Annotated in this window: 16 protein-coding genes; 7 read left to right on the top strand and 9 right to left on the bottom strand. The window is 68.4% G+C overall.

The annotated features are described in order from the left end of the window. Positions 1-78: 78 nt before the first annotated feature. The gene (locus tag LC066_RS07390; RefSeq protein ID WP_224897632.1) at positions 79-1,653 is read left to right on the top strand and encodes a gamma-glutamyltransferase family protein; all 1,575 of its coding nucleotides are present in this window, start codon (positions 79-81) and stop codon (positions 1,651-1,653) included. Between the two features lie 164 nt (positions 1,654-1,817). Here LC066_RS07390 and hspQ read toward each other — a convergent pair whose 3' ends face one another. Continuing rightward, positions 1,818-2,144 (bottom strand): heat shock protein HspQ, encoded by a 327-nt coding sequence (hspQ, locus tag LC066_RS07385; protein WP_085889292.1) that lies wholly within the window; start codon positions 2,142-2,144, stop codon positions 1,818-1,820. An 85-nt stretch (positions 2,145-2,229) separates the two neighbouring features. Between hspQ and LC066_RS07380 the strand changes: the two genes are divergently transcribed. Together LC066_RS07380 and LC066_RS07375 are read left to right on the top strand one after the other, a co-directional pair. Next, complete coding sequence (locus LC066_RS07380; protein WP_224897630.1) at positions 2,230-3,111, top strand: AEC family transporter; 882 nt, start codon at positions 2,230-2,232, stop codon at positions 3,109-3,111. A 145-nt stretch (positions 3,112-3,256) separates the two neighbouring features. Then, complete coding sequence (locus LC066_RS07375) at positions 3,257-3,838, top strand: transglycosylase SLT domain-containing protein (protein WP_222477234.1); 582 nt, start codon at positions 3,257-3,259, stop codon at positions 3,836-3,838. A gap of 84 nt (positions 3,839-3,922) precedes the next feature. Here LC066_RS07375 and LC066_RS07370 read toward each other — a convergent pair whose 3' ends face one another. From LC066_RS07370 to LC066_RS07355, 4 genes are all read right to left on the bottom strand, one after another. After that, positions 3,923-4,528: a LolA family protein gene (locus tag LC066_RS07370; protein ID WP_224897628.1), complete on the bottom strand. Its 606-nt coding sequence runs from the start codon at positions 4,526-4,528 to the stop codon at positions 3,923-3,925. A gap of 316 nt (positions 4,529-4,844) precedes the next feature. Beyond that, entirely contained in the window at positions 4,845-8,054 is a 3,210-nt protein-coding gene (locus LC066_RS07365) for a DNA translocase FtsK (RefSeq protein ID WP_224897626.1), read from the bottom strand. A 12-nt stretch (positions 8,055-8,066) separates the two neighbouring features. Next, the gene (locus tag LC066_RS07360; RefSeq protein WP_224897624.1) at positions 8,067-9,245 is read right to left on the bottom strand and encodes an aminotransferase class I/II-fold pyridoxal phosphate-dependent enzyme; all 1,179 of its coding nucleotides are present in this window, start codon (positions 9,243-9,245) and stop codon (positions 8,067-8,069) included. 154 nt (positions 9,246-9,399) lie between these two features. Beyond that, complete coding sequence (locus LC066_RS07355; RefSeq protein ID WP_224897622.1) at positions 9,400-10,734, bottom strand: amidase; 1,335 nt, start codon at positions 10,732-10,734, stop codon at positions 9,400-9,402. Between the two features lie 49 nt (positions 10,735-10,783). On the opposite strand from LC066_RS07355, the gene LC066_RS07350 reads away from it, so the two are divergent. Further along, on the top strand, positions 10,784-12,067 hold the full coding sequence (locus LC066_RS07350) for an FAD-dependent monooxygenase (RefSeq protein ID WP_412103231.1): 1,284 nt from the start codon (positions 10,784-10,786) through the stop codon (positions 12,065-12,067). 106 nt (positions 12,068-12,173) lie between these two features. On the opposite strand, the gene LC066_RS07345 is transcribed toward LC066_RS07350, so the two are convergent. Genes LC066_RS07345 through trxA form a run of 3 tightly spaced genes read right to left on the bottom strand, consistent with a single transcriptional unit; the run spans position 12,174 to position 13,982 of the window. Then, positions 12,174-12,380: a Trm112 family protein gene (locus LC066_RS07345; protein WP_222477224.1), complete on the bottom strand. Its 207-nt coding sequence runs from the start codon at positions 12,378-12,380 to the stop codon at positions 12,174-12,176. Continuing rightward, on the bottom strand, positions 12,377-13,021 hold the full coding sequence (locus tag LC066_RS07340; RefSeq protein WP_085889294.1) for an LON peptidase substrate-binding domain-containing protein: 645 nt from the start codon (positions 13,019-13,021) through the stop codon (positions 12,377-12,379). The genes LC066_RS07345 and LC066_RS07340 overlap by 4 nt, the downstream gene beginning before the upstream one ends. 40 nt (positions 13,022-13,061) lie before the next feature. After that, a complete protein-coding gene (gene trxA, locus LC066_RS07335; protein WP_224897618.1) occupies positions 13,062-13,982 on the bottom strand; it encodes a thioredoxin in 921 nt (306 codons plus the stop codon). Between the two features lie 287 nt (positions 13,983-14,269). On the opposite strand from trxA, the gene LC066_RS07330 reads away from it, so the two are divergent. Then, entirely contained in the window at positions 14,270-15,688 is a 1,419-nt protein-coding gene (locus tag LC066_RS07330) for a hypothetical protein (protein ID WP_224897617.1), read from the top strand. Between the two features lie 105 nt (positions 15,689-15,793). Next, the gene (locus LC066_RS07325) at positions 15,794-17,425 is read left to right on the top strand and encodes an AMP-binding protein (protein WP_224897615.1); all 1,632 of its coding nucleotides are present in this window, start codon (positions 15,794-15,796) and stop codon (positions 17,423-17,425) included. A gap of 75 nt (positions 17,426-17,500) precedes the next feature. Here the strand turns inward: LC066_RS07325 and LC066_RS07320 are convergent, their stop codons facing one another. After that, the gene (locus LC066_RS07320) at positions 17,501-18,289 is read right to left on the bottom strand and encodes an exodeoxyribonuclease III (RefSeq protein WP_222477219.1); all 789 of its coding nucleotides are present in this window, start codon (positions 18,287-18,289) and stop codon (positions 17,501-17,503) included. Positions 18,290-18,370: 81 nt separating this feature from the next. Between LC066_RS07320 and LC066_RS07315 the strand changes: the two genes are divergently transcribed. Next, the gene (locus LC066_RS07315) at positions 18,371-19,234 is read left to right on the top strand and encodes a DUF995 domain-containing protein (RefSeq protein ID WP_224897613.1); all 864 of its coding nucleotides are present in this window, start codon (positions 18,371-18,373) and stop codon (positions 19,232-19,234) included. Positions 19,235-19,309 lie beyond the last annotated feature (75 nt).

Raw genomic sequence — 19,309 nt, 5'->3', positions numbered from 1 at the left:
CGTGCTCCCGACGGGTCGCTTTGCCCTTGACCCCGGCCGCGCCCCCTCGCAGCATCGCGCCCTCAATGAGGAGGAACCATGCGCGATCTGCACCTGCCCGGCCGCTCCCCCGTCTGGGCCGAGAACGGCCTTTGCGCCACATCCCATCCGATCGCGGCCAATGCCGCGCTGGACATCCTGAAGGCCGGCGGCAACGCCATGGACGCCGCCATCGCCGGCGCCGTGGCGCTTGGCGTCTGCGAACCGGCCATGTGCGGCATCGCCGGGGACTGCTTCGCGCTGGTCAAGCCGGCGGGCCAGGATCAGGTGCTGTCCTACAATGGCTCGGGCCGTGCCCCCGCTGGCGCCTCCGCCGCCGCGCTGCGTGCCGAGGGGCTGACCCAGATGCCCGACCGCGACGCCCGATCCGTCACCATCCCTGGGGCCGTTGCCGCCTTCGAAGAGATGTCGGCGCTTTGGGGCAAGCTGGGGCTGGCGGACAGCCTGGCACCCGCGATCCGGCTGTTCGAGACCGGCGTGCCCGTGCATGCCCGGGTCTCCGTCGACTTCGCCAGTTCCGCCGACCGGCTGGACGCCACCGCCGCCCGCCACCTGATGCCAACGGGCAGGCCGCCGAAGGAAGGCGCACGCTTCGCCCTGCCCGGCCAGGCCGAGGTGCTGCGCCGCATCGCCCGCGACGGCGCCCGTGCCTTCTACGAAGGCGAGGTGGCCGAGGACATGCTGACCGCCCTGCGCCAGGGCGGCGGCGCCCATACGGCGGAGGATTTCGCGGCTCAGAAAGGCCTGCAGACCGACCCGATCTCCGGCGCCTACAAGGGCGCGACCCTGCATGAACACCCGCCCAACGGCCAGGGGGCCACGGCGATCCTGATGCTGAACATCCTCGGCCATTTCGACCTGACCGCCCTGGATCCCTTCGGCGCCGAGCGCACCCACCTGGAGGCCGAGGCCGCCAAGCTGGCCTATGCCGCGCGCAATCGCTTCATCGCCGATCCCGCCACGGCCCAGGGCGACCGGATGCTTGATCCGGCCCTCGCCGCCGACCTCGCCGCGCGCATCGACCCGGCCCGCGCGCTGCCCGAAGGCACGGCCTTCGACGGCACCCCGCATCGCGACACGATCTACATCACCGTGGTCGACCGCGACCGCATGGCGGTCTCGCTGATCTACTCGGTCTTCCACGCCTTCGGCTCCGGCCTCGGCACCGAAAAATTCGGCCTGGTCCTGCACAACCGCGGCATGGGCTTCACCCTGACCGAAGGGCACGGAAACGAGCTGGCGCCGGGCAAGCGCCCGCTGCACACGATCATCCCCGGAATGCTGGCAGAGAACGGCAGGCCGAACCTGCCCTTCGGCGTCATGGGCGGCCAGTACCAGGCGGCGGGACATGCGCGCTTCGTCACCAACCTGCGCGACTACGGCCTCAGTCCGCAGGAGGCCATCGACGCCCCCCGCGCCTTCCCCGAGGGCGGCACCCTGCAACTGGAACGCGGCTATGCGCCGGAGGTCGCCACCGCGCTGGAAGCCAAGGGCCACAGGATCGTCACCCCCGACACGCCGATCGGCGGCGCCCAGGCGATCCGCATCCACGACAGCGGCTTCCTCGAAGGCGGTTCCGACCCGCGCAAGGACGGCTGCGCCATCGGCTACTGAGGCCCCCGCCCGCTCTCGACAGGGCAGGCGGCCTGGCGCCCAGGCGCCAGCCACCGCTCTGGTGTCATACGTTGGCCGGAAATACTCCGGGGGGAATTGAGCCGACACGGCTCAAGGGGGGCAGCGCCCCCTGCCCCGGCCAGCATTCCGTCCGGGCGCCGGGCTCAGTTCAGCTGGAAATGCAGCGGGTAATGACCGTCCTCGAAGGGACCGAACAGATCGGGAATATCCGGGTGATCCACCGGCTCTCCCGACAGGTCCTCGACCAGGTTCTGTTCCGAGACATAGGCCACGTAGTAGCTCTGATCGTTCTCGGCCAGCAGGTGATAGAAGGGCTGTTCGCGCACAGGACGACTGTCCTCGGGAATGGCATCGTACCATTCCTCGGTGTTGCTGAACTCGGGATCGACGTCGAAGATGACACCGCGGAACGGGTGCTTCTTGTGGCGCACGATCTGGCCCAGATGATATTTCGCGTTCGTCTTCAGCATCGCCTTGCAGGTCATGAGGCCCCCTACTAACGTCTTTCCCCGGCCCTTGTCCAACCCGATGCAGCGAATTTAAAGGAAACACTCTGTGAATCTCGTCCTGACAGTGCTGGAGATCACGGCCCCCGTCTTCCTGCTGGCCGCCATCGGTTTCACCTGGGTCCGGATGGGCTTCGACTACCAGATCGATTTCGTCACCCGACTCGCCATGACACTGTCGGTGCCCTGCCTGATCTTCACCGCGCTGATGAAGACGGAGATCGACCCGGCCGCCCTCACCGCACTGTCCCTGGCCGCCGTCGCGGCCTATGCGGCGCTGACCGCGGTCACCGCCCTGGCCATCTGGGGGCTGAAGCTGGAGATGCGCAGCTACCTGTCGCCGCTGATCTTCGGCAACACCGGGAACCTCGGCCTGCCGCTGGCGCTCTTCGCCTTCGGGGAGGCGGGTCTCAGCTACGCGGTGGTGGTCTTTGCGGTCATGGCGGTGTGGAACTTCACCTTCGGGGTCTGGATCGTCTCCGGCGGCGGCTCTGTGGTGCGGGCGCTGAAGGAACCCCTGCTCTGGGCCACGATCCTGGGCGGCATCTTCCTCAGCCAGGGCTGGCAGACGCCGCTGTTCCTGACCAACACGCTGGAACTGGTCGGCCAGCTGGCGATCCCGCTGATGCTGATCACCCTGGGCGTGGCGGTGGCGCGGCTGCGACCCGGCTCGATCCGCCTGGCCTCCGGGCTGTCGGTGCTGAAGGTGGTGCTCTGCGTGGCTATCGCCTGGATCACGGGGCGGGCCTTCGGACTGGATGACGTGGCCTTCGCGGTGCTGGTGCTGCAGATATCGACCCCCGTGGCCGTCACCTCCTACCTGCTGGCGGTGAAATACGGCGCCGATTTCGATGCGGTGGCGGGCCTCGTCGTGGTCTCGACCCTGCTGTCGGTGCTGCTGCTGCCGGCCCTTCTGGCGGTGCTGCTCTGATCGCCAGGGCGCGCGCCCACCTAGGGCGTTCGGCGCGGGTATCCAGTCGGCTTTTCTGACTGGCGATCACGTCATTGCCAGTTTCGCAGGTGCCGCGTTTCGTGTAACCTGCTGGAAAAAGACAAAAGCAGAAAACGAGAGGCAGATGAGCAGAAAGCTATTCGCATTTCTGGCGATCCTCCTTGTCGCATCCTGTGGGGGCGGCCGGGACACCACCGCGCCGCGCAACCTCGACAACGCCTGTTCCATCCTGCAACAGCGCCCGCACTACGAACGCGCCTTCGAACGCGCGGAACGTCGCTGGGGGGTGCCGGTTCACGTCCAGATGGCCGTGATGCACCAGGAGAGCAAGTTCATCGGGAATGCGCGCACCCCGCACCGCTTCGCCCTGGGGATCATCCCCCTGGGCCGGCAAAGCTCGGCCACGGGCTACAGCCAGGCGCTGGACGGGACCTGGGAGGAATACCAGGAGAAACAGGGCGGCCGTTTCGCGCGCCGCACCGACATCGACGACGCCACCGATTTCATGGGCTGGTACATGAACGAGACGACCCGCCGCCTGGGCATCCCGCTGGATGACGCGCGCGGGCAGTACCTGGCTTACCACGAGGGCCGGGCGGGCTACGCCCGCGGCTCCTACCTGCAGAAATCCTGGCTGATTTCCGTGGCACAGAACGTCGCGATCCGCTCGGACCTTTACGCCCGACAGCTGGCCTATTGCAGCTGAGGCCGGCCCCCGGATCTGGCAAAATAGGAACGGCGCCTCCCATCCGGGGGCGCCGTTTTCCATTCAGGCCTCTCGCGCGCGGGCTCAGCCCCCGCGCCGCGCCATTTCCTGACGGATGGAGAACATGCCGGTGCCCAGGGACACGCCGGTTTCCAGCTCGCCCAGGATCACCGTGGTCTGGCTGCCGGCCTCGTCCGTCACCACCCATTGCCGCAGTTCCACCGGGTCGCCGGTGAAGATCAGCTCGATATGGCCGTACTCGGGATGCTCGGGGTCCTGCGCCCGCACGATGGTCGAGGGGCCTTCCTCGCGGTAATCGGTCACCATGTTGTCGCGGCCCAGGTCGATGCGGTCATCCAAGATCAGCTTCAGCGGCGTCATCCCGAGGCTGTAGGTCTCCGGCCCGCCGTTGGATTTCGGGTCGAAGACGGCGACGGCATTGCCCCCGGCCATCACCAGCGCCTCGTTCGGCGGGTCGTATTCGAACCGCATCCGCCCCGGGCGCATGATGTAAAGCTGCCCGGTGGAGATGGAGCCATCCCCGTTGACCTGGGTGAACTTGGCCTCGGCCGTCTTCATGCCGTTCATGTAGGCCGACAGCTCGGGCAGCGGAATGGGATCGGCCAGCGCCGGCAGGGCGGTGGCAAGGATCGCGGCGGCAGGCGCCAGAAGACGGGTCATCAGTTTCATGGCCTAGATGTAAGCTCCGGCAGTCATTCGTTCCAGACACAAACGCGAGGCAAGGCGTGAGCGTTCCGCCATCGGCGCCGGACCGCCAAGGGGCATCCCCCAAACCAATTCCAGCTGTCGGAGAAGCGCAGGCCCCGCGCCCCGACGTGCCGAACGCCCGGGCCCCCGCGGGCGCCCCCCACAGCAAGAGGGGCGGGTGCCGCATCGGCCCCGCCCCTGTCTTCACTTCGTTAAAAATACTCCGGGGGGAATTGAGCCGAAGGCTCAAGGGGGGCAGAGCCCCCACTCCCTAGCGACCCTAGATCCCTTGCGGCCCCTATTGCTCGGGCACCAGCACCTCGCGCTTGCCGACGTGGTTGGCAGCCGAGACGACGCCTTCCTCTTCCATCTGCTCCACCAGGCGCGCGGCCTTGTTGTAGCCGATGGCCAGCTTGCGCTGGATGTAGGAGGTCGAACACTTGCGATCCTTGATGACGATCGCCACCGCCTGATCGTACAGCGCATCCTCGCCGCCGGTATTGCCACCGGTATTGAGGCCCAGCACCGCGTCGATGTCCGCCGATTTGTCGTCATCCGGGCCGTCCTGCACGCCGCCGACATAATCGGGCGGACCGTAGGCCTTCAAGTGGTTGACGATCTCCTCGACCTCCTCGTCACTGACGAAGGGCCCGTGGCAACGAGTGATCTTGGCGCCGCCGGCCATGTAGAGCATGTCCCCCATGCCCAGAAGCTGTTCGGCGCCCATCTCGCCCAGGATGGTACGGCTGTCGATCTTCGAGGTCACCTGGAAGGAGATCCGGGTGGGGAAGTTCGCCTTGATGGTGCCCGTGATGACGTCGACCGACGGGCGCTGCGTGGCCATGATCAGGTGGATCCCCGACGCCCGCGCCATCTGCGCCAGGCGCTGGATGCAGGCCTCGATCTCCTTGCCGGCGACCATCATCAGGTCGGCCATCTCGTCGACGATGACGACGATATAGGGCATCTTCTCGGGCGCGAATTCCTCGGTCTCGAAGATGGGATCGCCGGTGTCCTCGTCAAAGCCCGTCTGCACGGTGCGCGAGAACATCTCGCCCTTCTTCAGGGCATCGGCCACGCGGCCGTTATAGCCGTCGATGTTGCGCACGCCCATCTTGGACATCTTGCGATAGCGCTCTTCCATCTCCGCCACGACCCATTTCAGGGCCACGACGGCCTTCTTCGGGTCGGTCACCACCGGCGACAGCAGGTGCGGGATGCCGTCATAGACCGACAGCTCCAGCATCTTCGGGTCGATCATGATCAGGCGGCAGTCTTCCGGCGTCAGGCGGTAGAGCAGCGACAGGATCATGGTGTTGATCGCCACCGACTTGCCCGAGCCGGTCGTCCCGGCGATCAGAAGGTGCGGCATCTTCGCCAGGTTGGCGATCATCGGCTCACCGCCGATATCCTTGCCAAGCGCCAGCGGCAGCTTCATGTGGCTGTCGCCGAAATCGCGGGCCGCCAGGATCTCGCGCAGCACCACCATCTCACGGTTGTCGTTCGGAAGTTCGATGCCAATCACCGAGCGGCCCGGCACGGTGGAGACCCGCGCCGACAGCGCGGACATCGACCGCGCGATGTCGTCGGCGAGGCCGATCACCCGGCTGGCCTTCAGACCCGGCGCCGGTTCCAGTTCGTACATGGTGACCACGGGGCCGGGGCGCACGCTGACGATCTCGCCCTTGACGCCGTAATCGTCCAGGACGTTCTCCAGCATCCGCGCGTTTTCCTCCAGCGCCTCGTCCGACAGGTGCAGCCGTTCGATCGTGGTCGGGTTGGTCAACAGCGACAGGGGCGGCAGTTCGTATTCCGCCTCGGCCGGGTCGAAGGCCAGCCCGGGCTGGGCCTCGGCCTTGGCGCGGCTGGATTGCGGCACCGGCTTGCGCTCGTTGTGCTGCACCACCTTCTTCGGCTCGGCCACGGGGATGCGCGGCCGCTCCTGCGGCATCTGCTCGGGCGTGGCGAACTCGGCGTAGGGGGCGTCTTCGGCCTCTGCCGCATCAACGTCATGGCCATCGTCGTAGCCGTAGCCATCGTCATAGGCCTCTGCGGTCGCCATGTCCTCATCGGGTTGGGCGGTGAACCGGGCCTCGTCCTGGCGCGCGGCGGCGGCCTCGTAGGGATCGACCAGTTCTGCGCGCGGCAGCTCACGGTCTTCCGGCAGCGCCTCGGCCTGCGGATCAGCCGCATAGGCCAGACCGGCGTGGCGCGGATCGGCTCCGCCCAGACGCGGGCGGGCGGGCTGCGGCGCCTGGGCGGCGGTCAGCGGCGGTTCCGGCGGCAGGCCCTGGTCGCGGGAGGAGGTCAGCGGCGGCTCGGGCCGGGTCTGATCCAGGATCAGCGGCGACGGCCCCTTGCCCCGCAGGCCGCGACGGCCGGTGGCGGTGGCCCCTGCCCCGCGCACGGGCTGCGGACGGGGCGGCATCGGTGCGCGGCGGGCGCGCGAGCGGACCACATCGGCGATCTTTGCCCGGATGCGTTCGTCCGAGGGCAGATCCTCCTCGCCGGCGGCCATCAGCAGATCGTCGTCGTCCATCTCGTCCCAGTTCTGCGGCTCGGGGCGGCGGATGAGACCCGGCAGACGACCCAGCAGGCGCGGCTTCGGCTCCGGCTCCGCCTGCGTCATCGCCATCGGCTGATCGTCGTCATAGGCCAGCACGTCGTCCTCGTTCTGCCAGGTGTCGACGGGCGGCAGGTCGTCCTGCTGCCAGTAGACATCTTCCTGTGCCGTCAGGCGGGCGTCCTGGTCGTAGGCGGCGGAGCGGGCGGCCAGGCGCGCATCGCGCCGGCGCTCGGCGCGGTTGCGCAGACTGTCCCCGGCTTTCGAGGTGGCCTGGCCCGCAACGGCGAAGGCGCCCACGGCGCCCCGGCCCAGCAGGCGGCGCAGCAGGTCATAGCCCAGCACCACGCCGACCAGCAGCCAGCGGAAGCCAAGCCGGATTTCCATCATCGTCACGCCGGCCACGTAGATGCCAAGCGCCAGCGCCGCCGGCCCCATGATCAGCCCGGCGAGTTTCAGCGAGCCGGCGACGGTCATCGGCGACAGGCCAATCAGAGCGCCCAGCACCGTATCCCCGAAGAGGCCGCCCAGGCCGAAGGCATGCGGCCAGGTGTCCGATGTGTTCAGCGTGCCGCCGTAGACCGACAGCAGCACCACGAAGACCGGCGCGAAGACCAGGCGCCCGACGGGCGCATCATCGCCCAGGTGCAGTCCGAACCGCACGCCCCAGATCACCGCCAGCGCCGCCAGGGCCCAGCCCCCGATGCCGATCACCATGATCACCGGCGCCGAGATCGAGGCACCGAAGAGGCCCAGCCAGTTGCGCACCGGCGCATCCGAGGCCGACAGCCAGGAAGGATCCGACGGCGTGTAGCTGTACAGCATCGCCGCCAGCCCGAGGCCCGCCACCAGCAGGGCCAGCCCAAGCAGTTCCTTGCCGCGCTTCTCGATGGCTTCCTGCATCGAACTGTCGAAGAGGGGGTCACGTTTCGTCTGGTAGGCCATTCTCTCCGCTCCTCAATCCCAAAGGCAGGCGCGCAGCTTTTCCAGCCCCGTCACCATGTCGTCGCGCGGCGCCACCATGGCGACACGAATATAGCCGCGACCGGGGTTGCCCGCCTCGGTCTCGCGGCTGAGGTAGGCGCCGGGCAGAACCCGCACGCCGGTCTCGGTCCACAATTTCACCGCCGCCGCCTCGCCGTCCTCGACGGGCAGCCACAGGAAGAACCCGGCCTCGGGTCCCTGGTAGCCCGGCACGCCGCCGAGAACCTGATCGGCCGCCTGGTATTTCTGTTGGTAGAGCGCGCGGTTCTCGTCCACGTGCGTCTCATCCGCCCAGACCCGTTCGGCCACCCGTTGCAGGGGCAGCGGCAGGGGGGCACCGGCATAGGCGCGCAGCTGGCGGATGCGGCGGATCGACTGCGGGCCACCGGCCACGAAGCCAGAACGCAGCCCGGGCAGGTTCGAGCGTTTCGACAGCGACTGGAAGATCAGCACGCGTTCCGGGTCGGCCCCGGTTTCCGCCGCAATCTCCAACGCGCCAGTGGGCGCCGCGTCGCGCCAGATCTCGGAATAGCATTCGTCGGAGAAGACCTGGAAATCCCATTTCTCCGCCAGGGCCATGACCTCGCGCCAATAGGCGGGCGAGGCGACGGCGCCCTGCGGGTTGGCCGGGGAACAGACAAAGGCCGCGACGGTGCGGTTCAGCACCTCCTCGGGCAGGGCCGCGTAGTCGGGCAGGTGCCCCGTCTCGGCGGTGGCCGGCACGAAGACCGGCTCGGCACCCACGGAAATCGCGGCGATCATGTAGACCTGGTAGAAGGGGTTGGGGATCAGCACCACCGGGCGCTGCCCGCGCTTCTCCTCCGGGCACAGGGCCATGGCGACGTTATAAAGCCCCTCGCGGGTGCCGTTCAGCGGCATCACTTGGCGGGCGGGGTCCATGCGCACGTCATAGCGGCGGGCGATCCAGTCGGTGATCGCCGCCTGCAGCTCGGGCGTGCCGTCGTTGGGGGGGTATTTTGCAAAACCGGCGACGTTCTCGGACAGCACCTGACCCACCCAGTCCGGAAACGGGTGCTTGGGCTCTCCGATCGTCATATGCGTCACCTCACCGCCCGGCTCGATATGGTCGAGCAACGCGCGCAGGCGCGGGAACGCATATTCCGGAAGGTTCGAAAACCGCTCTGGAAACATCTAAAACTGCCTCTGGATCGGGGTCGTTTCGCCCCGTTTATCCCGGCAGACTAACCCATTGGCGCGCCACACGTCCAGCGCTCTTGCCCTTTGGCCACAGCGATGTTGCATCGAAACACCGCGCGGCCCCGGGAAAGCGGCCCCGCGCACCGCCTCAGGCGGCGCGCAGCGCCACCTCGGCCGCATGGGCCACGCGCGACAGGGCCTCTTCGCCCATGGGCCGACCCAGCAGCATCAGCCCGCAGGCGGGGGTGCCCGTGGGCAGGGAATAGCCCGGCAGGCCCATCATGTTGCCCACCCGGGTATTGCGCAGGGCCAGCAGATTCTCGGTCACGTAATAGGCGTGGTCCTCCATCATCCGCGCGGCATCGGGCGGCAGGATGGGCGAGGTCGGCATCAGGACCGCATCATAGGCGCCCATGCGGGCGTTCCAGGCCGCGCGCGCCTGGTACACCGCCTCCCAGGCGGCGACGTAATCCGGCGCGCTGACCGAAGCGCCGCCGCGGAACCGTTCGAGGATCTCGGGGAACATCTTTTCGGGCGCGGCCTCGATCACCTCGCCCCACAGGCCATAGGCCTCGGGCGCGAACAGTTTGGCGGCCAGCGGCGCCACGGCGTCGTATTCCGGCGCGGTGACCGCCACGATCTCGGCGCCCGCCTCCGCCAACACCTCCAGCGCGTGGCGGTAGGCGGCCAGGGGTTCGGGGCGTATGTCGTCGAGCACATGGGTTTCCAGCGTCGCCAGGCGCAGGCCCTTCAGGCTGGCGCCGGTCAGATCCGGCGCCGGGCGTCCTTCCACCGCCGACAGCAGCAGTACCGCATCGCGCACTGACCGCGCCAGCGGCCCCACGGTGTCGAACCGTTTCGCCAGCGGCACCACCCCGTCCAGGCTGATCCGGCCGCTGGTGGTCTTCAGCCCCACCAGGTTGTTCCAGGCAGACGGGATTCGCACCGACCCGCCGGTGTCCGACCCGATCCCCCCCGCCGCCAGCCCGAAGGCGACCGAGGCCGCCGCACCCGACGACGACCCGCCCGGCACCCAATTGGGATTGTTGACGTTGGGCGAGGTCGCGGTGATCGGGTTCAGCCCGATGCCCGAAAAGGCCAGTTCCGACATATGCGTCTTGCCCAGGCAGACCAGCCCGGCCTGGGTAGCGTTGCGCAACACCCGGGCGTCCTCCTCGGGCACACGCCCGGCCAACAGGGCGCTGCCCGCCTCGGTCGCAACGCCGGCGCTGTCGAACAGGTCCTTCCAGCTGACCGGCACCCCGTCCAGCGGGTGCAACCGCGTGCCGTTCTGCGCCCGCAGGCTGGCCGCGCGGGCCTCGGCCCAAGCACGATCGGGCGTGGTGCGGGCGTAGATCCGGGAGGTTTCGGCATGGGCGTCGATGGCGGCCAGATAGGCCTCCGTCAGGGCCAGCGGGTCGATCTCTCCGCGGGCGATCCCCGCGCCCAACTCCGCCGCTTCCATCCACAGCCAATCCTGCATCTCGCCCTCATCCGTTTTCCGCCGCGCGACGGTAGCGGCAGCCGGGCGCATGGACAATCCCGCCCGGGGGCGCATATTCAGCCCCAGGACCAAAAGAGGCGATGCCATGAGCGATGCGAGCGAAAGTCACAGCGATCTGCTGATCGTGGGCGGCGGGCTGAACGGCCCCGCCCTGGCCCTGGCGGCGGCGCGCGCGGGCCTGACCAGCACGATCATCGACGCCCTGCCCAAGGCCCGGATGGAGGATGCCACTTTCGACGGGCGCGCCTATGCGCTGGCCCTGGCCTCCGTCCGGCTGCTGCGCAACATCGGCGTCTGGGACCGGATCGAGGGTCACAGCCAGCCCATGCTGGACATCAAGGTCAGCGATGGCCGCGCGGGCGAAGGCCCCTCGCCGCTCTGGCTGCATTTCGATCATGCCGAGATCGAGGAAGGTCCCATGGGCCACATGGTCGAGGACCGCTACTTGCGCCGTGCCCTGCTGGAGGAAATGGCCGAACGGCCCGAGATCACCGTGCTGAACGAGACCCGGGTGACCGACCAGCAGACCGGCCCAGATGGCGCCTCGGTCACGCTGGACAGCGGCGAAGTGCTGCGCGGGCGCGTCGTTGTCGGCTGCGACGGCAAGAAAAGCGCCACCGCGCAGCGCGCCGGCATCCGCCGCCACGGCTGGGGCTACGGCCAGACCGCGCTGGTCTGCGCCATCGCCCACGAAAAACCGCACCACGGCGTCGCGCATCAGTTCTTCATGCCGCCGGGTCCGCTGGCCATCCTGCCGCTGCCCGGCAACCGGTCGTCGATCGTCTGGAGCGAACGGGACGCCACCGCCCGGGCCATCCAGGCCCTGCCCGACAACGAATACCTGGAAGCGCTGCGCCCCCGCTTCGGCGATTTCCTGGGGGAGATTTCCCTCGAAGGGCAGCGCTTCCTCTACCCGCTGGTCCTGTCGGTCTGCGAGGAATTCGCCGGCTGGCGCCTGGCGCTTGTCGGTGATGCGGCCCATGGCATGCACCCGATCGCGGGCCAGGGCCTGAACGCGGGGTTGCGCGATGTGGGCGCCCTGGCGCAGGTGCTGACCGAGGCGAAGGACCGGGGCGAGGACATCGGCGCGCTGGACGTGCTGAAACGCTACGAGGAATGGCGCCGCTTCGACACCGCCAGCCTGGCGATGGCCACGGATCTGACGAACAAGCTGTTTTCCAATGACAACCCGCTCTTGCGCGCCGGCCGCGACCTCGGCCTGGGGCTGGTCAACCGGATGCCCGGCCTGCGCCGCACCTTCATCCGCGAGGCGGCGGGCCTGACCGGCGATCTGCCCGACCTCATGCGCTGAGCCCCGGGCGGGGCAACGATCCTGTCCCTGCCGCAGGAACAAGAGGCCCCGCTGCCATCGGCAACGGGGCCTTGTTGTTTCCAGGGGCCGACAGCCGCGGCGGCGGTCAGTCCAGCCGGCGCGCCTCGTCCACCAGCATCACCGGGATGCCGTTGCGGATCGGGAAGGCCAGGCCGGCCGCGTCGGAAATCAGCTCATCTGCCTCAGCGTCGTAGCGCAGCGTCGCATGGCTCTGCGGACAGACCAGCGCCTCCAGCATGCGGCGGTCGAAAAGGGGCTGGGCGGGCGCGGGGGCCTCGGGGGTATCGGTCATTGCAGCAATTCCTGTCCGTCTCCGCCGCGCAGTGCATATTCCAGTAGTGTCACAAGCGTTTCGCGGCGTGTTGTCAGCGAGGGCGCCTCCAGCAGCGCCTGTTTCTCATCATTGGAGAAATTCAGGAGCATGGACAAGGAGTTGATGAGCAATTCGTCATCCGCTTCCTTCAGCGTCTCCCAATCGGTCGACAGGCCCTGATCTTCGAAGTAGCGCGACAGCAGCGGCATGAAGGCATCGCGGCGGAAATCGGGGTCACTGTCACTGGGCGCCAGGTCGTGTTCAAACCCGGCCCAGTCGACCGAAAACCGCCTGTAGGGGGTGAACCCGGTGACCTCATCCCCCATGCGGTAGCGCGAGATGCCGGTCAGAGTGATCATGTAGCGCCCGTCCTCGGTTTCCGAGAACTGGGTGACCCGGCCCGCACAGCCGATGCGGTGCAGCCCATGCTGACCCTCGCCGGCCATCTCGTTGGGCTGGATCATCCCGATCAGGCGATGCGGTGTCTTCAGCACATCCTCGAACATCGCCAGGTAGCGCGGCTCGAACAGATGCAGCGGCAGCCGGGCGCGCGGCAGAAGCAACGCGCCAGGCAGGGGAAAGACGGGAATCACGTCGGGCAGGTCAGCGGGCGTCATCATCTGATAGAAGCTAGACCGCATGGCGCACCCGGAAAGCCCGTCAGGCGAAAATCATCGACGACAGTTTGCGGCGTCCCGCGAGGACGATCGGGTCCTGTGGCTTCAGCGCGTCGAAGATGGTGAACAGCTGCTGCTTGGCGGCGGCGTCGTTCCATTCCCGGTCGCGGCGGAACAGCTCCAGCAGCTGGTCCACGGCCTCCTGCACCTGCCCCGAGGCGTAAAGCGCCTGGGCCAGGTCGAAGCGCGCCTGGTGATCGTCGGGATTGGCCTCGACCTTGGCCTGAAGCTCGGCCACGGGGCCGGCTTCAGCGGCCTGCTTGGCCAGTTCCAGCTGGGCATGGGCCGCTTCCAGCTCGGGCGCGGTGCTGATCTCGGCCGGCGCGCCGTTCAGGATCGCCTCGGCCTGCTCGACCTCGTCCAGCGCCAGGTGGGCACGCACCAGCCCGCCGTAAGCCGGGGCGTTGGCCGGGTCTTCCTGCAGGATCGCGGCAAAGGTCTGGGCCGCGTCGGCGGCGGCCCCCTCGGCCAGCATCTCCTCGGCGGCGGCGATCGCATCGTCCAGCCCGCCATCGGCGCCCCCCGGCGACATCGCCACCAGCTTGTCGACGAAGGTCTTCACCTCCGACGGCGGCAGCGCGCCCTGGAAACCGTCGACCGGCTGGCCCTGGAAGAAGGCGTAGACCGTGGGGATCGACTGCACCCGCATCTGGCTGGCGATCATCTGGTTTTCGTCGACGTTGACCTTGGCCATCTTCACCGCGCCGCCGGCGGCGTTCACCGCCTCTTCCAGCGCCGGGCCCAGAGTCTTGCAGGGGCCACACCAGGGCGCCCAGAAATCGACGATGACCGGCACTTCCTGGCTGGCCTCGACCACGTCCTGCATGAAGGTCGCTTCGCTGACATCCTTGACGTAATCGCCCTTGGGCGCATCGGTGTTCTGGCCGGTTCCGAGCTCGATCATGGCTGGCTCCCCTGGTGCTGTATCTCGTCCCGCGCACGTCCCCGTGCGCCTGCTTGCCGCCTATATGGACCCTTCGCCGGTGTTTTCCAAGCGGCAGAGGGACGCGGACCGGGCTCGCGGGCCCCCGCAGCGCGACCGATCCGGCGGTGCCCGGTTTTGCAGCCCGCGCGCCGCGCGGCGCCGCCATGCACCCCACGCCGCCCTGCCATGCGAGGGCACCTGACACCCGCCCCCTCCCTTGCCATCCCCGCGGCCGGGCCGCTAACTGGCGCCACGAAAGGCCCGCCATGACCCTCCGCATCCCCCACCTGACCGCCAGCCCCCGCCACGACCGCATCACCGGGGGCCTGCTGTGCCTGGCCGTTCTGGGGGTCATACTCAGCGCCTTCACCGGCTGGAGAGGGGCCGACTGGCTGGCCGAGGGCGGCACGCTGGCGGCGATCCTGTGGATGACGCCCACGGTGCGCGCGGGGCGGCAGGTCTTCGTCCTGCTGGGCGCCGCGCTGGCCATCTATGCGGTGATCGCCGCGCCCCATGCGGGCGAGGTGCTGGCCGCCTCGCTGGCCCAGGCCAGCTTCATCCTCGCCTTCTTCTGTGCCCTGGCCACCCTGCGCCACGCCGCCGAACTGTCCGACAGCATCACCCGCGCCGCGGTCTACCTGGCGCAGCAGCCCCCCGGACGGCGCTACACCGCGCTGACGCTGGGGGCGCAGGTCTTCGCATTGGTTCTGAACTACGGATCGATCTCCCTGCTGGGGACCATGGCGCGCAGCTCTGCCCGGTCGGAGCCGGACCCGGAGATCGCCCGCATCCGCACCCGGCGCATGCTGCTGGCGGTGCATCGCGGGTTTGCCGCCTCGCTGGTCTGGTCGCCCCTGGCCCTGGCCGTGGTGATCTCGACCACCGTGATTCCCGGCGCGACCTGGGGCAGCGTCGTCCTGCCCTCGCTGGTTTCGGCGGCCCTGATGACCGGGATCGGCTGGACCATCGACCGGATCTACAAGCCGAAGCTGCGCCCCGGACAGGTGCCGACGCGCGCCGATCCGGCGGACAGCGGCGGCCCCCGGGTGCTTCTGCCGGTGCTGGCCCTGCTGGCGCTGATCGCCCTGCCCGTCTCGGCCGTGCACCTGCTGACCGGGCTGCCCGCCTCGCGCATCGTGCTGGCCGTGGTCCCTCTGGTCGCGGCGATCTGGTTGTGGCGCATGGGGCCCGCAGGGCGGCGGGGCGGCTACCTGGCCGAACATTCCGGCGCCTTCCTCTTCTCCGAACTGCCGGCCCTGCGATCGGAAATCGTGCTGCTGACCATGGCGGGGTTCCTGGGGACCGGCGCAGGCACGCTGCTGGCGCCGCTGGTCGCCGCCACCGGCTTCGACATGAGCGCCCTGCCGGTCTGGCTGGTGCTGGTGCTGCCGATCTGGCTGATCCCGCTGGGCGGACAGATCGGCATGAACCCGATCCTCTTCGTGTCGCTGTTCGGCCCGCTGCTGCCAACGCCCGAGGCCCTGGGGATCTCCCCCGTGCCGATGGTCCTGGCCTTCACCGGGGGCTGGGCCATGGCCGGCGCCACCTCGCCCTTCACCGCCTCGGTGATGCTGACCGCCCGCCTGGGCGACGCGGACCCGCTGGAGGTCAGCCACCGCTGGAACGGCCCCTACATGCTGATCCTCGGCGTGGCGTTGACCGCCTGGGTGCTGCTGCTGGCCTGACCGCGCCACCGGCCGGCCGGCCATCCATTTGACGCCAGATCCCTGAGGCGTACCTTCGCAGGTGCAGAAAATCCGCAAGATGCACCGAAGACGAAGGGAAGACACATGGGCTGGATGGCCGACGAAACCGGGCTCGGGCGTTGCGAGGCGAACTTCGCCCCCCTCACCCCGCTGAACAATCTCAAGCGCGCCGCGACGATCTGGCCCGACCGCGAGGGGCTGGTCTACGGCACCTTCCGCAAGACATTCGCCGAATACCATGAACGGGCCACGCGGCTGGCCTCGGCATTGGCAGGGGCTGGCGTGCAGCCCGGAGACGTGGTGGCCACGCTTCTCCCGAACGTTCCTGCCCATGCCGAGGCGCATTTCGGGGTGCCCGCCTGTGGCGCGGTGCTGAACACGATCAACACCCGGCTGGAAAGTCAGACCATCAGCTACATCCTGGACCACGGCGGCGCCAAGGTGGTGCTCTGCGATCCGCAGCTGATCCCGGTGCTGGCCGATGCGATCGAGGACATGGACCGCGACGAGGCGCCCCTGGTGATCGAGGTGGCCGACCGTCAGGCCGGGGTGCGGCCCTTCGGCGACTACATGGAATACGAGGATTTCCTGGCCTCGGGCGATCCCGACTTCGACTGGATCATGCCGGGCGACGAATGGGAGAGCATCGCGCTCAACTACACCTCAGGCACCACCGGACGGCCCAAGGGCGTGGTCTATTCCCATCGCGGGGCGCATATGAACGCGCTCGGCTATGCCACCGGCTGGGGGATGCCGCTGTACCTGCGCTATCTGGGCGTGGTGCCCTTCTTCCACTGCAACGGCTGGTCGAAACCCTGGCTGCTACCGCAACTCGGCGGCTGCATGCACTGCATCCGCGACATCAGCGCCGCCAATATCTTCGACGCCCTGGCGGATGAGGGGGTGACCCATTTCGGCGGCGCGCCCATCGTGCTGTCGCTGCTGGTCAACGCCCCGGAGGAAGAGCGCCGCCCGCTGGATCACGTGGTGCAGGTGATGACCGCCGGCGCGCCTCCCGCCGCCGCCACCCTGGGCGCGCTGGAGCCCATGGGCTTCGAGGTGACGCAGGTCTTCGGCCTGACCGAGACCTACGGCGCCATTTCGCTCTGCACCTGGGACGAGGACCGCGACGGCGCCCTGTCGCAGGCCGACCGTGCCGCGCGCAAGGCGCGCCAGGGCGTCCCCCTGCCTTCGGTCGATGAAACGGTCCTGATGGGCGAGGACGGAGAGATCCTGCCGCGCGACGGCAAGACCCAGGGGGAGATCGCCATTCGCGGCAATTCGGTGATGAAGGGCTACCTGAAGAACCCCCGCGCCACCGAACGGGCCTTTGCCGGCGGCTGGTTCCACACCGGCGACATCGGGATCCAGCACCCTGACAACTACCTGCAGATCTCCGACCGGGCGAAGGACATCATCATTTCGGGGGGTGAGAACATCTCCTCCGTCGAGGTCGAGGGCGTGCTGATGGCCCACCCGGCGGTGATGCTCTGTGCGGTGGTCGCCATGCCGGACGAGAAATGGGGCGAGGTGCCCTGTGCCTTCGTCGAGTTGAAGGATGGCAAGCAGGTAACGGAAGAGGCGCTGATCGCCTATGCCCGCGACCACCTTGCCGGATTCAAGACGCCGAAGGCCGTGCGCTTCGGCGAGTTGCCGAAGACCCCGACGGGCAAGATCCAGAAGTTCCAGCTGCGCCGCAGCCTGCGCGAGGGCTGAGGCGCCCGGGAACCCAAAGGGCCGGCCCCGTCAGGCGCCGGCCCTTGAAACAGGGGGGATGCCCCCTGCCCGTGATCACAGATCGAAGGTGGCGAAGACCGGTACGTGGTCCGAAGGTTTTTCCCAGCCGCGGGCCTCGCGCAGAATGCGCGAGCCATGGGCCGCGTTCGAGATGTCCGGCGTGGCCCAGACGTGATCCAGGCGCCGGCCCTTGTCGGCGGCATTCCAGTCGGGGCTGCGGTAGGACCACCAGGAGTAGAGGTTGCCCTCCGGGATGTCGGCGCGCGTCACGTCCACCCAGGCCCCGGCCTCCTGCGCCGCGCCCAGATGCTCGACCTCGACCGGCGTGTGGCTGACGATCTTCAGCAGCTTCTTGTGATCCCAGACGTCATCCTCGCGCGGCGCAATGTTCAGATCGCCCACCAGGATCGCCTTCTCGGGGCGTTCGCTGTGGAACCAGTCCCGCATCTCGGTGAGATAGTCGAGCTTCTGGCCGAACTTCTCGTTGATCTCGCGGTCCGGCTTGTCGCCGCCGGCGGGGACGTAGAAGTTGTGGATGGTCACGCCGTTTTCCAGCCGCGCCGCCACATGGCGGGCATGGCCCAGCTGCGCGAAATCCCGGTCGCCCGCATCCTCCAGCGGCAGTTTCGACAGGATGGCCACGCCGTTGTAGCCCTTCTGCCCGCGCGCCACGATGTGCTGGTAGCCCAGCTCGCGGAACCGCTCCATCGGGATCTTGTCGACGGGGGATTTGCATTCCTGCAGGCAGAGCACGTCGGGCCCCTCAGCCTCCAGCAGCTGGCAGACCAGCGGTTCGCGCAGGCGGACGGAATTGATGTTCCAGGTGGCCAGGGTAAATGACATCTTCTTTCACTTGCCTCGTTCAAGGGGGGACGCGTAGCCTTTCGCTAGCATCTGACGCCAGCCAATGAAAGCGATCCGACCATGAAGGCCGCCCTTTTTGTTCTCGCGATGTTCCTGGCCCTGCCCGGAGCCGCGCGGGCCACCGACTGGATCGCCTTCAACGATCACGACGGCGCCGGCGTCAGCACCTGTCAGCCCGAGGCGGGGGGCAGGGATCCCTTCTTCTGCCTCTTCCTGACCTGCGCACAGCCCGGCGCCGCGATGGAATGGATCATCCGCTACGAAGGCACGGCCCTGGGCCAGGGGGTGCTGCCCATGACGCTGGCGGTGGATCACGGTCCGGCGCAGGAGATCGCCCTGCACCGGCGCGACGAGGGCACCGGGATGCAAGTCTACGCCGGGTCCTTCGACCGCAAGGCTCATGGCCTGCTGCTGACCCGGCTGGCCAAGGGGCTGCGCGCCCGGCTGACCCTTGGCGAAGGGGCCGGGGCGGTCACACATCACCTCGGTCTTGCGGGCTCGAACAAGGCGATCTCCCAGCTTGGCACGCTCTGCCCCGATCCGCTGACCCGCGGCACCGCCATGCCAGAGGCCACACCGCGCCCCTACCACCCGCAACCCCCTGAAGAACCGGCGAATTACACGCTGACCGCGGCCCAGGTACAAGAGCGGCTGATCGGGCGCACGCTGAGTTGGTCGAATGGCGCGGGGACCAGCCGGATGCTCTTCCGCCCCGACGGCACGCTGGTGGGAGCCACGACCCTGAACGGCACGGAAACCGCTCTGCACGGGCAGTGGCAGTTGCACACGGGCGGGCAGCTTTGCTGGACGACACATGCGGCGGGCTGCTTCACCTTCCACGAGACGCCTCTGGGCCTGCGCGTCTATCGCAGCGACGGCGGCCGCGCCCTGGATCTGGGCGCGGTGCAGATCGCCCCGATGTAGCGGGCAAAGACCGCAGGCGTTAACGCGGCAGCAAGGGGAATCCCCTTATCGGCTGAACCGGTAAGGAGGACATGC

It is taken from the genome of Pseudooceanicola marinus, from assembly GCF_020177265.1.
GTDB classification, from domain to species: Bacteria; Pseudomonadota; Alphaproteobacteria; order Rhodobacterales; family Rhodobacteraceae; genus Pseudooceanicola; species Pseudooceanicola marinus_A.
The sequence above is the reverse complement of the archived record's forward strand: the minus strand, read 5'-3'. Positions and strand labels throughout refer to the sequence as shown.

What these genes read in the sequence shown, in the direction of transcription:
- LC066_RS07390 (WP_224897632.1), top strand. Translation starts at nt 79, where the DNA reads ATGCGCGATCTGCACCTGCCCGGCCGCTCCCCCGTCTGGGCCGAGAAC.
- hspQ (WP_085889292.1), bottom strand. Translation starts at nt 2,144, where the DNA reads ATGCTGAAGACGAACGCGAAATATCATCTGGGCCAGATCGTGCGCCAC.
- LC066_RS07375 (WP_222477234.1), top strand. Translation starts at nt 3,257, where the DNA reads ATGAGCAGAAAGCTATTCGCATTTCTGGCGATCCTCCTTGTCGCATCC.
- LC066_RS07370 (WP_224897628.1), bottom strand. Translation starts at nt 4,528, where the DNA reads ATGAAACTGATGACCCGTCTTCTGGCGCCTGCCGCCGCGATCCTTGCC.
- LC066_RS07365 (WP_224897626.1), bottom strand. Translation starts at nt 8,054, where the DNA reads ATGGCCTACCAGACGAAACGTGACCCCCTCTTCGACAGTTCGATGCAG.
- LC066_RS07360 (WP_224897624.1), bottom strand. Translation starts at nt 9,245, where the DNA reads ATGTTTCCAGAGCGGTTTTCGAACCTTCCGGAATATGCGTTCCCGCGC.
- LC066_RS07355 (WP_224897622.1), bottom strand. Translation starts at nt 10,734, where the DNA reads ATGCAGGATTGGCTGTGGATGGAAGCGGCGGAGTTGGGCGCGGGGATC.
- LC066_RS07350 (WP_412103231.1), top strand. Translation starts at nt 10,784, where the DNA reads ATGGACAATCCCGCCCGGGGGCGCATATTCAGCCCCAGGACCAAAAGA.
- LC066_RS07345 (WP_222477224.1), bottom strand. Translation starts at nt 12,380, where the DNA reads ATGACCGATACCCCCGAGGCCCCCGCGCCCGCCCAGCCCCTTTTCGAC.
- LC066_RS07340 (WP_085889294.1), bottom strand. Translation starts at nt 13,021, where the DNA reads ATGATGACGCCCGCTGACCTGCCCGACGTGATTCCCGTCTTTCCCCTG.
- trxA (WP_224897618.1), bottom strand. Translation starts at nt 13,982, where the DNA reads ATGATCGAGCTCGGAACCGGCCAGAACACCGATGCGCCCAAGGGCGAT.
- LC066_RS07330 (WP_224897617.1), top strand. Translation starts at nt 14,270, where the DNA reads ATGACCCTCCGCATCCCCCACCTGACCGCCAGCCCCCGCCACGACCGC.
- LC066_RS07325 (WP_224897615.1), top strand. Translation starts at nt 15,794, where the DNA reads ATGGGCTGGATGGCCGACGAAACCGGGCTCGGGCGTTGCGAGGCGAAC.
- LC066_RS07320 (WP_222477219.1), bottom strand. Translation starts at nt 18,289, where the DNA reads ATGTCATTTACCCTGGCCACCTGGAACATCAATTCCGTCCGCCTGCGC.
- LC066_RS07315 (WP_224897613.1), top strand. Translation starts at nt 18,371, where the DNA reads ATGAAGGCCGCCCTTTTTGTTCTCGCGATGTTCCTGGCCCTGCCCGGA.